The organism is Actinoalloteichus spitiensis RMV-1378 (genome assembly GCF_000239155.1).
In the GTDB taxonomy this organism is placed as follows: Bacteria; Actinomycetota; Actinomycetes; order Mycobacteriales; family Pseudonocardiaceae; genus Actinoalloteichus_B; species Actinoalloteichus_B spitiensis.
Genome location: NZ_AGVX02000358.1, coordinates 1 through 13454, shown reverse-complemented (window position 1 = coordinate 13454; position 13454 = coordinate 1). Strand labels below are relative to the sequence as shown.

Here is a 13454-nt window from a genome sequence, read left to right as displayed (position 1 = left end):
GGCATCCACACCCAGTTGATCCGGATGTCGCTCACCAGGCCACCGCCGGGTCCGCTGGTCAGGGCGGCCCTGGCCTGGTCCTCGATGACGTCGGTGAGCGGGCAGGCCGCCGAGGTCAACGTCATGTCGAGGGTGGCGACGTTGTCCTCCCCCACCTGCACGCCGTAGAGCAGGCCGAGGTCGACCACGTTGATGCCGAGCTCCGGGTCGACCACGTCACGCATGGCCTCCTCGAGGTCCTCGACCGAGGGCAGGTCGGCGCGGGGGGCTGGCGGCTCGGGCAGCGAGGCCGCGCTCCGGTCCTCGGTGGACGCGCCGCTCCCCACCGCCTGCTCAGCCTGGGCGTCGCTCATCGTGTCTCCTCCTTGCCGGTCGAACGGGACACCGCGTCCTTGAAGGCCATCCACCCGAGAAGGGCGCACTTGACCCGCGCCGGGTACTTCGCCACCCCGGCGAACGCGATGCCGTCCCCCAGTACGTCCTCGTCAGGTTCCACCTGCCCACGTCCCTGCATCAACTCGACGAACGCTGCGTGCACGTCGAACGCCTCCTGGACGGTGCGGCCGATGACCAGGTCGGTGAGCACGGAGGTCGCCGCCTGGCTGATCGAACAGCCCTGCCCGTCGTAGGAGACGTCGACGACCGTCGCCGACGGATCGGTCCCGTGCGCGCCGTCGAGGTTGACCCGCAGGCTGACCTCGTCGCCGCACACCGGGTTGATCTGGTGGGACTCCGCGTCGAAGGGCTCACGCAGACCTCGGCCGTGGGGGTTCTTGTAGTGGTCCAGGATGATCTCCTGGTACATCTGGTCCAACTGCATCCCGAGCTCCCCTAGGCCGTCCCGAAGAAGCGCTGCGCCTCCCGGACGCCCTCCACCAGCGCCGTCACATCATCAAGATCGTTGTAGAGGTAGAACGTGGCCCGCACCGTCGCGGGAACGGCCATCCTACGGTGCAGCGGCCAGGCGCAGTGGTGGCCGACGCGCACGGCGACCCCCACGCTGTCGAGCACCTGCCCCGCGTCGTGCGGGTGCACCCCGTCGACGGTGAACGACACCGCCCCGCCCCGGTCGACCATGGTGGTGGGGCCCACGACGGTGACACCCGGGATCTCGGAGAGCGCGGACAGCGCGGCCTCGGTGAGCAGGTGCTCGTGCGCGGCGATCCGCTCCATCCCGACCACCGACAGGTAGTCGACCGCGGCCCCCAGGCCCACCGCCTGGGAGGTCATCGGTACGCCGGCCTCGAACCGCTGCGGTGGTGGCGCGAACGTGGAGCTCTCCATCCGCACCATCTCGATCATGGACCCCCCCGTGACGAACGGGGGCAGCGCCTCCAGCAGCTCGCTGCGACCGTAGAGGACGCCGACCCCGGAGGGGCCCAGCATCTTGTGCCCGGAGAACACCGCGAAGTCGACCCCGAGCTGGTCGAGGTCGACCGGCAGGTGCGGAACGGACTGGCAGGCGTCCACCACCGTCAACGCACCCACCTGACGTGCCCGTTCGACCAGCGCGGCCACCGGGTTGACGGTGCCCAGCACGTTGGACTGGTGGGTGAACGCCACCACCCTGGTGCGCTCGGTGACGAGTTCGTCGAGGTCAGCGAGGTCGAGACGCCCCTCGTCGGTCACCCCGAACCAGCGGAGGGTGGCCCCGGTGCGCTGGCACAGCTGCTGCCAGGGAACCAGGTTGGCGTGGTGCTCCATCTCGGTGACGACGATCTCGTCGCCGGGGCCCACCCGGAACCGCTCCGCCTCGGGACCGCTGGTGGCGGCGTTGCTCATCGCGTAGGCCACCAGGTTCAGCCCCTCGGTGGCGTTCTTGGTGAACACCACCTCCTCCGGCCGGGCCCCGACGAAACGGGCCACGCGGGCGCGAGCGCTCTCGTAGGCGTCCGTGGCCTCCTCGGCGAGCTGGTGCGCTCCCCGGTGCACCGCCGCGTTCGAGGTCTCCAGGAAGGCGCGTTCGGCGTCGAGCACCTGGGTCGGGCGCTGCGCGGTGGCGCCCGAGTCCAGGTACACGAGCCGCTTGCCGTCCCGCACCGTGCGGGCGAGGATCGGGAAGTCGGCCTTGATCGTCACGATGTCCAGCGGCGTCGCCGTCGATGTCATCGCCCGCCGCCTCCTTCCACTGCTCGCATGATCCTCACCCTCACGCTCGGCCGGCTCAGACCGCCGCCGACTCCTTGGCGCCGGTGAACCGCACGTAACCCTCTTCCTCCAGCTGGGTGGCCAGCTCGGCACCGCCCGACTCGACGACCCGGCCGCCCGCGAAGACGTGCACGAAGTCCGGGGTGATGTGCTTGAGGATGCGGGTGTAGTGCGTGATCAGCAGCACGCCCTTGTCCTTGTTCGCGGTGTAGCGGTTGACGCCCTCGGACACCACGCGCAGCGCGTCCACGTCGAGACCGGAGTCGGTCTCGTCGAGCACGGCGAACTTCGGCTTGAGCAGGTCCAGCTGGAGGATCTCGTGCCGCTTCTTCTCACCGCCGGAGAAGCCCTCGTTCACGCTGCGCTCGGCGAAGGACGGGTCGATGTCGAGGTCGGCCATGGCCTGCTTGACCTCCTTGACCCAGTGCCGCACCTGGGGGGCCTCGCCCCGCGCGGCGGTCGCGGCGGTCCGCAGGAAGTTCGACATCGAGACCCCGGGGACCTCGACCGGGTACTGCATGGCGAGGAAGAGACCGGCGCGGGCCCGCTCGTCGACCTCGAGCTCCAGCAGTTCCTCGCCGTCGAGCAGCACCGAACCGGAGGTGACCTCGTACTTGGGGTGGCCGGCGATCGCGTAGGCGAGGGTCGACTTGCCCGACCCGTTCGGGCCCATGATGGCGTGCGTCTCGCCGGAGTTCACCGTGAGGTTGACGCCCCGGAGGATCTCCTTGGCGTCGTCGTCGGTCTTGACCGAGACGTGCAGGTCCTTGATTTCGAGGGTGGCCATGGTGTGTTCGTTCTCCTGGTGTTGACGGGTGGCTTGGGGGTGGGGTGGCCGGCGGGGGACGGCGCGGCGGGTACTAGTCGGTGCTCCCGACCGCCTCGGTGGCGACGTGGACGTGTCCGTCCCGGACCTCCACGGCGTACACGGGGACCGGTTCGCTCGCCGGAGGGCCCGAGGGTTCCCCGGTCCGCAGGTCGAAGCAGGCTCCGTGCAACCAGCACTCGAGGCCACCGCCGGTGACCTCGCCCTGGGACAGGGGGACCTCGGCGTGGCTGCACCGGTCCAGCAACGCGTGCACGTCGTCGCCCCGCCTGACCAGTACCACGGGTGTGCCCGCCACGGTCACCGCGACGGGACGTCCCTCGTCGAGGTCCGCCAGCGGGCACACCGGTGTGAGGGTCACGCGCCGACCGCCGCCAGTTCGGCGTCGATCGCGGCCTCGAGACGCTCCCTGACCTCGGGGACCGTGATCTTCTGCAGGATCTCGCCGAAGAACCCGCGGACGACCAGCCGGCGGGCGACGTCCTCGGGGATGCCCCTGGCCTGGAGGTAGAAGAGCTGCTCGTCGTCGAACCGGCCGGTGGCGCTGGCGTGGCCGGCCCCCTCGATCTCCCCGGTCTCGATCTCCAGGTTGGGCACGGAGTCGGCACGAGCACCGTCGGTGAGGATGAGGTTCCGGTTCAGTTCGAACGTCTCGGTGCCCTCGGCCGCCGCCTGGATCAGCACGTCGCCGATCCACACGGTGTGGGCGCCCTCACCCTGGAGCGCACCCTTGTAGAGGACGTTGCTCCGGCAGTTCGGGACCGAGTGGTCCACCAGCAGCCGGTGTTCCAGGTGCTGTCCCGCGTCGGCGAAGTACAGCCCGAGCAGTTCGGCGTCGCCCCCCCGCTCGCGGTAGTTCACCGTGGAGGACACCCGCACCAGGTCCCCGCCGAGCGTGACGGACAGGTGGCGCAGGGTCGCGTCCCGGCCGACCGCCGAGTGCTGGGCGCCGACGTGGACCGCGTCGGCGTCCCAGTCGTGCACGGTGACCACGGAGAGCCGGGCGGACTCGCCGACCACGAACTCCACGTTGTCGGCGACGGTGCCCGCGCCCCGGTAGTCCAGCACCACCACCGCGTCGGCGAACCGCTCCGCCCGGACCTGGACGTGGCCGTAGGCGGTCGTGCCCTGGCCGGGGCCGGTGACCGTGACGTGGACGGGCCCCTCGGGGCGTGTGTCGGCGGCCACGGTGACCACCGTGGCCTCGGTGAAGGAGGACCAGGCCTGCGCGGCGATCCGGTCGGCGGGCACGCCCGCCGCCCCCAGGCGCTCGTCGTCCCGGCCGACGGTTTCCACCGTCACGCCCGCCACGCCGCTGTCGACGGCGACGGCGAACGAGCCGGTGGCGGTGGCCGAACCGTCGTGCAGCCCGCGCAGCCGCTTCAGCGGGGTGAACCGCCAGTCCTCCTCGCGGCCGCCGGGTACCTCGAACGCGTCGACCTCGTAGGAGGTGAAGCGCTCGCCACGCGACGACTGCGGGATGACCGGTCCGCCGTGCGAGTGGTCGGTCAGCCCGTGCTGGGCCGGGGTGGTGTCCAGTGGTGCAGCCATCTCAGCCGACGGCCCCTTCCATCTGCAGCTCGATCAGTCGGTTCAGTTCGAGGGCGTACTCCATGGGCAGCTCGCGCGCGATCGGCTCCACGAAGCCGCGCACGATCATCGCCATGGCCTCGTCCTCGGTCAGCCCGCGCGACATCAGGTAGAACAGCTGGTCGTCGCTGACCTTGGACACGGTCGCCTCGTGCCCCATGACGACGTCGTCCTCACGCACGTCGACGTAGGGGTAGGTGTCGGACCGGCTGATGGTGTCCACGAGCAGCGCGTCGCACTTCACGGTGGACTTGGAGTGGTGGGCGCGCTTCGCGACCTTCACCAGACCCCGGTAGGAGGTCCGGCCGCCGCCCCGGGCCACCGACTTGGAGACGATGGTGGACGAGGTGTGCGGCGCGAGGTGCTCCATCTTCGCGCCGGCGTCCTGGTGCTGGCCCTCACCGGCGAAGGCGATGGACAGCACCTCGCCCTTGGCGTGCTCCCCCATCAGGAAGACCGACGGGTACTTCATGGTCACCTTGGAGCCGATGTTGCCGTCGACCCACTCCATGGTCGCGCCCTCTTCTGCCTTGGCGCGCTTGGTGACCAGGTTGTAGACGTTGTTCGACCAGTTCTGGATGGTCGTGTACCGGCAGCGGGCGCCCTTCTTCACGATGATCTCGACGACCGCCGAGTGCAACGAGTCGGACTTGTAGATCGGCGCGGTGCAGCCCTCGACGTAGTGGACGTAGGCGTCCTCGTCGACGATGATCAGCGTCCGCTCGAACTGGCCCATGTTCTCGGTGTTGATCCGGAAGTAGGCCTGGAGCGGGATGTCGACGTGGACACCCTTGGGCACGTAGATGAACGAGCCGCCGGACCACACTGCGGTGTTCAGCGCCGAGAACTTGTTGTCGCCCGCCGGGATGACGGAGCCGAAGTACTCGCGGAACAGCTCGGGGTGCTCCCGCAGGCCGGTGTCGGTGTCCAGGAAGAGGACGCCCTGGGCCTCCAGGTCCTCCCGGATCTTGTGGTAGACGACCTCGGACTCGTACTGCGCGGCGACGCCCGCGACCAGCCGCTGCTTCTCCGCCTCGGGGATGCCCAGCTTGTCGTAGGTGTTCTTGATGTCCTCGGGCAGGTCCTCCCAGCTGGTGGCCTGCTGCTCGGTGGAGCGGACGAAGTACTTGATGGTGTCGAAGTCGATGCCGGAGAGGTCCGCTCCCCAGTTCGGCATCGGCTTGCGCTCGAAGAGCCGCAGCGCCTTCAGCCGGGTCTCCAGCATCCAGTCCGGCTCGTTCTTCTTGGCGGAGATGTCCCGAACGACGTCCTCGTTCAGGCCACGCCGCGCGCTGGCACCCGCCACGTCGGAGTCGGCCCAGCCGTACTCGTAGTTGCCCAACGTCGCCAGGGTCTCCTCCTGGCTCAGCGGCTCCGTCTGCGTGGTGGGTGTGCGCTGCTCGGCAGCGGCAGTCATACGGATTCCCCTCCGTCCCGGATCGGGGCTGTCATGCCCGGACGCGCGGCACGCGCCGGATCACTGTTCGGGTTCCGCGCCTCGCCCGGAGGGGCGACACGCGGTCATTGTCGATCGTCGTTCCGGTCACCCGGGGTCGGGCCGACCGGCACGTGGGTCGTGCAGGCCGCATCGCCCCTGGCGATCGTGGCCAAGCGCTGCACGTGGGTTCCGAGCATGTCGGCGAACACCGCGGTCTCGGCCTCGCACAGCTGCGGGAACTCCGCGGCCACGTGCGCCACGGGGCAGTGGTGCTGGCAGAGCTGCTCGCCTGTCCCGACCCTGCGGGTCGAGGAAGCGTAGCCCTCCCTGCTCAGCGCCGCGGCCAGCGCCTCCGCCCTCGCCGCGACGTCCGGTTCGGCGACCACCGCGTCCCGGTGCCGCTCGACGAGCGCCGCGACACGGCGCTCGGCGAACAGCCGGACCGCCCGTTCCCCGCCCTGTTCGGCGAGGAAGCGCAGCGCGGCGACCGCCAGGTCGTCGTAGGCGTGCCCGAACTGCGCCCGCCCACGCTCGGTGAGCTGGAACAGCCGGGCCGGACGGCCACGACGACGTGAGCCGGCGGGCCTGGGCGCCTCCCGGCTGGAGGCGTGGCCCTCGGCCAGCAGCGCGTCGAGGTGCCGTCGCACCGCCACCGCGCTGACACCGAGCTGCTCGGCGATCGCCGCGGCGGTCCGCGGACCCTGCTCCAGCAGGACCCGAGCCACCGACTGGCGGGCCCGGCCGTCGATGGGCTGCGGCGCCTCGGAGCCGAGCTGGTCGCCCTCCGCGTCACCACCACCCTCGGCGGCCGGTCCCGTCAATTTCACAACACACAGGTTACGTATTTCCCCCGGCCACGCAAAACCGCCCCGCGATCAGGTGATCCACCTCACCACCCCGGGGTCGGCCCCGCCGCCGGACGCGATCGGGCCCGCGTCGCCGTCCCGGCTGGTCAAACGGGCAGAACACCCGACCGGGGCCATACCGGCGCCGGGGCCCAGGGCCGGCAGATACCCTTCCGTCTCGTGGCGGCGGGCGAGACGGTCGGGGGCCAGCCGACCGAAGACGAAGATCACACCAGGCCGGATCGACACCCGGGCCGGGGCGGTACGGGCACCCGGACCACCACCCGCACCGCCAGCCGCACCGAACCGCTGACCGACCCGGAACCCCTCAACGACGCGGAACGACGCCAGCTCGACGTCGTCCGGCGCTTCGGCACGGTCGGCGCCCTGCTGATGGGTGTCGGCGCGCTCGGCGCCGGAGCCGCCCCGGTGATCAACCCGCTCCCCGGCATCCGCGTGCTCGGCCTGATGACGCGGATGCCCACGGTCGCGCTGGCCTGCACCTTCACCGGGATGCTGATGGTGGTGCTCGCCTGGCTGTGGCTCGGCAGGCTCACCGCCCCCCGCCGGAGCAGGCTGATCTCCCGCTCCCAGATGGACCGCACCATGGTCATGTGGGCGCTGCCCTTCGTCGTGGCCCCACCGATGTTCAGCCGGGACGTCTACAGCTACCTCGCGCAGAGCGAGATCGCCGTGCGCGGCATGAACCCCTACGAACTGGGACCGGCCGACGCCCTCGGCGTGGACGACCCCCTCACCCGGGGCGTGACGAACATCTGGCGCGAGACCCCCGCCCCCTACCAGCCGCTCTTCCTCATCCTCTCCCGTGGCATCACGATGATCGTGGGCGGCGACAACGTGGTCGCCGGCATCCTGTTGCACCGCGTGCTCGCCCTCGCCGGTTTCGCGATGATCGTCTGGGCGCTGCCCCGCCTCGCGCGGCGGTGCGGCGTCCAGCCCACCTACGCGCTGTGGCTGGGGGCGGCCAACCCGCTGGTCCTGTTCCACCTGGTCAGCGGGATCCACAACGAGGCCCTCGCGATCGGTCTGATGCTCGCCGGGTTCGAACTCGCGCTGGCCAGGTCCGCCCTCCTGGGCACGGTCATCGTGGCCACCGCCGCCATGGTCAAGCTGCCCGCCGCGCTCGCGCTCGGGTTCCTCGGCGCCGCGTTGGCCCGCCGGAGCGGTGGCCGGATCAGTGACCTGCTGCGCACCGCGGCCTGGATGCTGGCGGTGTTCGCGACCGTGGTGGTGGCCGCGTCGCTGGGCAGCGGGCTCGGGTTCGGTTGGATCGAGGCGCTCAGCACCCCTGGCATGGTGCGGAGTTGGCTCTCCCCGGTCACGGCGGTCAGCCAGACCAGCGCCGGTCTCGGCATCCTGCTCGGGCTCGGGAACCACACCGACGCCATCCTGGCCCTGGCAAGAGCGCTCGGGTACGTCGTCGCCGCCGGCGTCTGCGGGCGCCTGCTGTGGGTGTCCTTCCGCGGCAGGATGGAACCGATGGTCGGCCTCGGCGCCGGACTGGGGGCGGTCATGCTGCTCGGCCCGGTCCTGCACCCCTGGTACCTGTTGTGGGCGGCGCTGCCGCTGGCCGCCTCCAGCACCCGGCTGCGGTTCCGACTCTCCGCGACCTGGCTGTCCGCCCTGGTGGCCTGCGCGGTGTTCCCACCAGGCTCGGCGTTCGACCACCGCCTGTACGTGCCGCAGTTCGCCATCCTGGCCGCGCTGGTCACCCTCGTCCTGGCCCTGTTGCTGGTCCGCGGCCGCATCCCGAAGGCCGAGCGGCTGTTCCACCCGGCGGCGCCCGCCCGATGACAGTGCGGTTAGGCTCAACCGTCGTGAGCCCCACCGCCGACGAGCCCGCCGTCCAGGTCCGGGGCCTGGTGAAGCGTTACCAGACGACGGTAGCGGTGAACGGGCTCGACCTCACCCTCCCCCGAGGTCAGGTGCTCGCGCTGCTCGGTCCCAACGGCGCGGGCAAGACGACCACCGTCGAGATCTGCGAGGGATTCCTCCGCCCCGACGGCGGATCGGTGCGCGTCCTCGGGCTCGACCCCGTCTCCGACGCGTCCCGCCTGCGTCCGCGCGTGGGCATCATGCCGCAGGGCGGCGGCGCCTACCCCGGTGTCGGGGCCGAGGAGATGCTGCGGCTGGTCGCCGCCTGCGCCGCCTCCCCGCTGGACGTCGACTGGCTGTTGCGGGTGCTCGGCCTCGACGGTGCCCGCCGGACCCGCTACAAGAGGCTCTCGGGCGGCCAGAAGCAGCGGCTGTCCCTGGCGTGCGCCCTCGTGGGGCGCCCGGAACTGGTGTTCCTCGACGAGCCCACGGCTGGGATGGATCCCCAGAGCAGGCTGCTGGTGTGGGAACTCGTCGCCGCCCTGCGGGCGGACGGGGTCAGCGTGCTGCTGACCACCCACCTGATGGACGAGGCCGAGGAGCTGGCGGACCAGGTGGTGATCGTCGACCACGGCGCCGTGGTCGCGCGGGGCAGCCCGGCCGAGCTCACCGCGACCGACGACCAGCAGCTGAGGTTCCGCACCCGCCCCGGCCTGGACGTCGACGTGCTGGCCAGCGCGTTGCCCGCCGGGTGCGCGGTCAGCGAGACCCGGCCCGGCGCCTACGTGGTGCGCGGCACGATCACCCCCCAGGTGGCCTCCACGGTCACGGCCTGGTGCGCGCGTCACGAGGCCTACGCCCAGGACATGCGGGTGGCCACGCGGAGCCTGGAGGACGTCTTCCTCGACCTGACCGGACGGGAGCTCCGCTCGTGACCGACGTGCTCTCCCCGGAGTCCCGCTTCGCGCCGGGCACGTTCACCCCGTCTCCCGGACGCGGTCGTGTGACGCGGATGCTGTTCACCCAGGCCAGGACGGAGTTGCTGCTCAACCTGCGCCACGCGGAGCAGCTGCTGCTCACGATGATCATCCCGATGGCGCTGCTGGTGGGCCTGAGCACCCTCCCGCTGCTGCCCGTCGACGAGCCGAGGGTGGACTCGGTGGCTCCCCGCGTGTTCGCCCTCGCGGTGATCTCCACGGCCTTCACCGGGCAGGCCATCATGCTGGGGTTCGACCGCCGCTACGGCGTGCTCAAACGCCTGGCCGCGACCGCGCTTCCCCGTTGGTCGATGGTGGGCGCCCGGGTGCTCGCCAACCTCGCGATCGTCGCGGTCCAGCTGCTGTTGCTCGGTGTGGTGGCCGCCTTCCTGGGGTGGACGCCCTCCCTCGCGGGAGTGGCCGGCGGCGTGTGCCTGCTCCTGCTCGGGGTGGCCGCGTTCGGCGCGCTGGGCGTGTTGGTGGGTGGTGCGCTGCGAGCCGAGGCGGTGCTGGCGATCGCGAACACGGTGTGGTTCGTCCTGCTCCTCGCGGGGGGTGTGGTCCTCCCCGCCGACAGCCTGCCCGACGGGTTGGCCGTCGTGGTGCGCCTGCTGCCGTCCTCGGCGCTGGCTGAGGGCATGGAGTCCGTGCTCCGCGAGGGCGTCTTCCCCGGATGGGCGCCGTTGGTGGTGCTGCTCGGTTGGGCGGCAGTGGCGGGCGTCTCGGCAGTGCGCACCACCCGGCTGACCTGACCGGGACTCGGCCTAGCATTGCGGCGTGTCGCTTCCCGCCTTCCTCGTCCGCTTCCTGGACCGCTTCCCGTCCCCGAGTCCCCGGTTGATGCGCGCCTTCGCCATCGCGGCCGTGGTGACCCACGCGGGGATCGCGGTCACCGGCTCGGTGGTGAGGGTCACCGGGTCCGGGCTGGGTTGCCCCACCTGGCCGAACTGCTTCCCCGGAAGCCTCGTCCCCGTCGCGCACCCCGAGTACGACACCCTCAACCAGTGGATCGAGTTCGGCAACCGGCTCCTGACCGGAGTGGTCGGTTTCGTCTCGCTGGCCTGCCTGTTCCTGGCGCTGATCACCCGGCCCCGCCGGCGGCGGCTCGTGCTGCTCGCGCTGGCGATGCCGGTCGGCACCCTGGCGCAGGGGGTCATGGGTGGCATCACGGTGCTGATGGAGCTCCGGTGGTGGACGGTCGCCCTGCACTTCCTCGGGTCCGCGTTGTTGGTCTGGCTTGCGGTGCTCCTGGTGCGGGCGAGCACCGAGGGTGACCAGGAGGAGCGACCGCTCGTACCCGGCGCGGTGCGGGGGCTGGTGCTGACGATGAACATCGTCCTGGCGGGCCTGCTGGTCACCGGCACCCTCGTCACGGCGGCCGGGCCGCATTCGGGGGACATCGACACCCCGCGGCTGGAGCTGCCGGTCGCGAACCTGGCGCAGGTCCACGCCGAGTTCCTGTTCCTCTTCCTGGGGATGCTCATCGCCCTCGGGTTCACGATGCGGGCGGTCTCGGCTCCGGCACGGATGTGGCGCGGGTTCTGGTGGGTGGTGGGCGTCGTACTCGCCCAGGGGACGGTCGGGATGGTCCAGTACTGGACGGGCGTTCCCGAGGTCCTGGTGGCGTTGCACGTGTTGGGCGCCGGCGCGACGGTGGTGGTCGTCGCGTGGTTCTGGACCACCTTGCGCGACCGGGGCCGCGCGCCGGTCCCCTTCTCCGCATCCGGCCGTGCCACGAACGGTTCGGCCTCTTCCCAGCGGGAACCGGTCGCTACGGGCAGCTCCGACTGAGCGCGGGGCGGCGGGCCCCGTCAGCGCCGCCGGGGGCGGTCCCTCGACCACTGCTCCCACAGTTGCGGGAGCTGGTCGGCGAGCCACTCGTAGAACTGGTTCACGGTTCGGAGCCGGGCCGCGCGCTCCGAGTCGCCGGAGAGGAGCCGCAGGCCCGCCGCCGTCAGGTCCCGTGCGCCGCGCACGCGGTCGAAGCGCCCCTGCACGAAGTCCGGCCAGCGGTTCTCCTCCACCCGGTACAGGGCGGCCTCCTTGCCCCGCCGGGTCGTCTTGCTCACGACACCGGACCGGACCAGCAGCCTGATGTTGGTGCTGACCGATCCGCTGCTCGCGTCGAGGGCGGCGGAGAGTTCCGCCGCCGTCCGCTCGGGCGGGTCGCAGATGAGGAGGTACCCCAGGATGCGGCCGGCGATCAGGGGCATTCCCTCCTCGACGTAGAATGCTGCGACCTGCTCGATCCAGTTGGCGCTCGGTGTCGAGTAACTACCTCGGTCGGTCATGGCATCAGCCTCTGCCGGTTGGTTTCACTGACCACTGAAAGTACGGTAGTTGCTGACTCCCGATCGATCAATCAGGCGGGCCGATCACCGCACCGGTCCGCCACGAGCCGCACTCACGGGAGCCGACGATGACAGAGCGCTGGAGCACTCCGGACGAGGTCCGGCGGGCACGGGAACGGATGGAGGCGGCCATTCCCGGCTGGACAGCGCCCGCCGCGTTCGGCGTCGGGGTGTCGATCTGGGACGACGTGGACTTCCCGGTGGTGAACGTCGGCACCCACCGGTTGGCCGCGGTCGTGCTGGCCACCGTCTGCGGGCACGCTTCCGGCAGCGCGAGCTACCCGCTGGAACTGGCGGACCTCGACCAGGCGATCGAGCTGCTCACCCCCGCCGAGGCGTGCGAGGAGTTCGACCACCCGAACCTGATCTCCTGGCGGCGCATCAGGGCCTTACTGGTGGCCGACCCGCGCACCCGGGCCGTCGCGGCGTTCTGCGGTGACCTCGACGAGCCCATCAGCGATCCCAGCCTGTTGCGGCTGCGGGCGGCGATGCCCTGAGCGGTGCCCCCCGGGCGGGGTGGGAGCGGACCTGGTCGTCCCGGGACCGCGCCCCGGCCCTCACCGGAGGTGGTTCCGCACGGCGGAGGCGAAGCGGGCGACCGCGCCGGGATCGGCGACGCCGAACCCCAGGGTGGGTTCGGTGATCTCCAACTCCAGCAGCACCGGGTCGCCCTCGTCTCCCCCGACGAGATCGACCCGGGCGTAGAGCAGGTCCGATCGGGACATCCCCAGGAGGTCGGCGGCCACGTCGAGGCAGTCCTCGGCCACCCGCCGCCACGCGCCCGCCGGTGCGGCCGGCGACAGCCCCTGGTCGACCACCGACAGCCCGGCCTCCCTGGTCGCGGACCCGGTCAGCAGGGCGGGTTTGGCGAAGGCGTGGGAGTACCGGCCGGACAGGAACACCAACGCGTACTCGCCCCGGCGGTCCACCTCGTGCTGGTAGGGCTGGACGACGGCCGTCGCGCCGCTGGCGTGCAGCTCGGCCAGCCGCGCCAGCGCGGCCGAGCGCTCCTCGGGACCGAAACGCCCGGCGCCCCGGGCACCAGCACCCACCGAGGGTTTGACGACGACCTCCCCGTCCGGCCAGTCGACTGCCTCCCCTGGCGGTACCAGCCGGGTCGGAACCACCGGGAGCCCGGCACCCGCCAGCTCCACCAGGTAGCGCTTGTCGGTGTTCCACCGCACCGCGTCGGCCGGGTTGAGCAGAACGGGCACCGAGGAGCACCACTCCAGGAACTCGGCTCGCCGCCAGGTGTAGTCCCAGGGCGACCGCAGCACGACGACCTCGTCCTCGGCCGCCTCGAAACCCCAGACCGCCCACCGGGCGGGTACACCCACTTCGCGAAGGGCGGTCACCAGTCCCGCGTCGTCACCGTCCCCGCCGGGAAGCTCGGCGCAGGTCGCGAGCACGACCCGGCCGCCGGAGGCGGCCCGGGCCCCGGGG

General features: G+C 71.5%; 15 protein-coding genes. 5 read left to right on the top strand and 10 right to left on the bottom strand.

Features of this window, described 5'->3' with window-relative positions; translation table 11 throughout:
* The 8 genes from ACTIDRAF_RS29230 to ACTIDRAF_RS29225 form a co-directional block, all read right to left on the bottom strand.
* The coding region (locus ACTIDRAF_RS29230) for a metal-sulfur cluster assembly factor (RefSeq protein ID WP_016699747.1) at positions 1–353 on the bottom strand (353 nt) is incomplete at its 3' end.
* Positions 350–820 carry a Fe-S cluster assembly sulfur transfer protein SufU gene (gene sufU, locus ACTIDRAF_RS0216045; RefSeq protein WP_016699746.1) on the bottom strand — a complete coding sequence of 157 codons (471 nt, stop codon included), beginning with the start codon at positions 818–820 and terminating at the stop codon, positions 350–352. The genes sufU and ACTIDRAF_RS29230, both read right to left, overlap by 4 nt.
* Before the next feature lie 11 nt (positions 821–831).
* Positions 832–2109, bottom strand: coding sequence for a cysteine desulfurase (locus tag ACTIDRAF_RS0216040; protein ID WP_016699745.1), 1278 nt, complete (start codon positions 2107–2109; stop codon positions 832–834).
* 55 nt (positions 2110–2164) lie between these two features.
* Entirely contained in the window at positions 2165–2935 is a 771-nt protein-coding gene (gene sufC, locus ACTIDRAF_RS0216035; protein WP_016699744.1) for a Fe-S cluster assembly ATPase SufC, read from the bottom strand.
* Positions 2936–3008: 73 nt separating this feature from the next.
* Entirely contained in the window at positions 3009–3335 is a 327-nt protein-coding gene (locus ACTIDRAF_RS0216030; RefSeq protein WP_016699743.1) for a Rieske (2Fe-2S) protein, read from the bottom strand.
* Positions 3332–4525 carry a Fe-S cluster assembly protein SufD gene (gene sufD / locus ACTIDRAF_RS0216025; RefSeq protein WP_016699742.1) on the bottom strand — a complete coding sequence of 398 codons (1194 nt, stop codon included), beginning with the start codon at positions 4523–4525 and terminating at the stop codon, positions 3332–3334. The genes ACTIDRAF_RS0216030 and sufD overlap by 4 nt, the downstream gene beginning before the upstream one ends.
* A gap of 1 nt (position 4526) precedes the next feature.
* The gene (sufB, locus tag ACTIDRAF_RS0216020; protein ID WP_016699741.1) at positions 4527–5981 is read right to left on the bottom strand and encodes a Fe-S cluster assembly protein SufB; all 1455 of its coding nucleotides are present in this window, start codon (positions 5979–5981) and stop codon (positions 4527–4529) included.
* Between the two features lie 104 nt (positions 5982–6085).
* The gene (locus ACTIDRAF_RS29225) at positions 6086–6823 is read right to left on the bottom strand and encodes a helix-turn-helix transcriptional regulator (RefSeq protein ID WP_016699740.1); all 738 of its coding nucleotides are present in this window, start codon (positions 6821–6823) and stop codon (positions 6086–6088) included.
* Positions 6824–7027: 204 nt separating this feature from the next.
* Here ACTIDRAF_RS29225 and mptB point away from each other — a divergent pair, with 204 nt between their 5' ends.
* Genes mptB through ACTIDRAF_RS0215990 form a run of 4 tightly spaced genes read left to right on the top strand, consistent with a single transcriptional unit; the run spans position 7028 to position 11451 of the window.
* The gene (mptB, locus tag ACTIDRAF_RS0216005) at positions 7028–8662 is read left to right on the top strand and encodes a polyprenol phosphomannose-dependent alpha 1,6 mannosyltransferase MptB (RefSeq protein ID WP_016699738.1); all 1635 of its coding nucleotides are present in this window, start codon (positions 7028–7030) and stop codon (positions 8660–8662) included.
* 23 nt (positions 8663–8685) lie between these two features.
* Positions 8686–9618 (top strand): ABC transporter ATP-binding protein, encoded by a 933-nt coding sequence (locus ACTIDRAF_RS0216000; protein WP_016699737.1) that lies wholly within the window; start codon positions 8686–8688, stop codon positions 9616–9618.
* Complete coding sequence (locus tag ACTIDRAF_RS0215995) at positions 9615–10412, top strand: ABC transporter permease (protein ID WP_016699736.1); 798 nt, start codon at positions 9615–9617, stop codon at positions 10410–10412. The genes ACTIDRAF_RS0216000 and ACTIDRAF_RS0215995 overlap by 4 nt, the downstream gene beginning before the upstream one ends.
* 25 nt (positions 10413–10437) lie before the next feature.
* Positions 10438–11451 carry a COX15/CtaA family protein gene (locus ACTIDRAF_RS0215990; protein WP_016699735.1) on the top strand — a complete coding sequence of 338 codons (1014 nt, stop codon included), beginning with the start codon at positions 10438–10440 and terminating at the stop codon, positions 11449–11451.
* A gap of 20 nt (positions 11452–11471) precedes the next feature.
* On the opposite strand, the gene ACTIDRAF_RS0215985 is transcribed toward ACTIDRAF_RS0215990, so the two are convergent.
* Positions 11472–11951: a GbsR/MarR family transcriptional regulator gene (locus ACTIDRAF_RS0215985; protein ID WP_026066165.1), complete on the bottom strand. Its 480-nt coding sequence runs from the start codon at positions 11949–11951 to the stop codon at positions 11472–11474.
* 128 nt (positions 11952–12079) lie between these two features.
* On the opposite strand from ACTIDRAF_RS0215985, the gene ACTIDRAF_RS0215980 reads away from it, so the two are divergent.
* Positions 12080–12508 (top strand): hypothetical protein, encoded by a 429-nt coding sequence (locus ACTIDRAF_RS0215980; RefSeq protein ID WP_026066164.1) that lies wholly within the window; start codon positions 12080–12082, stop codon positions 12506–12508.
* A gap of 60 nt (positions 12509–12568) precedes the next feature.
* Here the strand turns inward: ACTIDRAF_RS0215980 and ACTIDRAF_RS0215975 are convergent, their stop codons facing one another.
* Entirely contained in the window at positions 12569–13420 is an 852-nt protein-coding gene (locus ACTIDRAF_RS0215975; protein ID WP_026066163.1) for an ATP-grasp domain-containing protein, read from the bottom strand.
* Positions 13421–13454 lie beyond the last annotated feature (34 nt).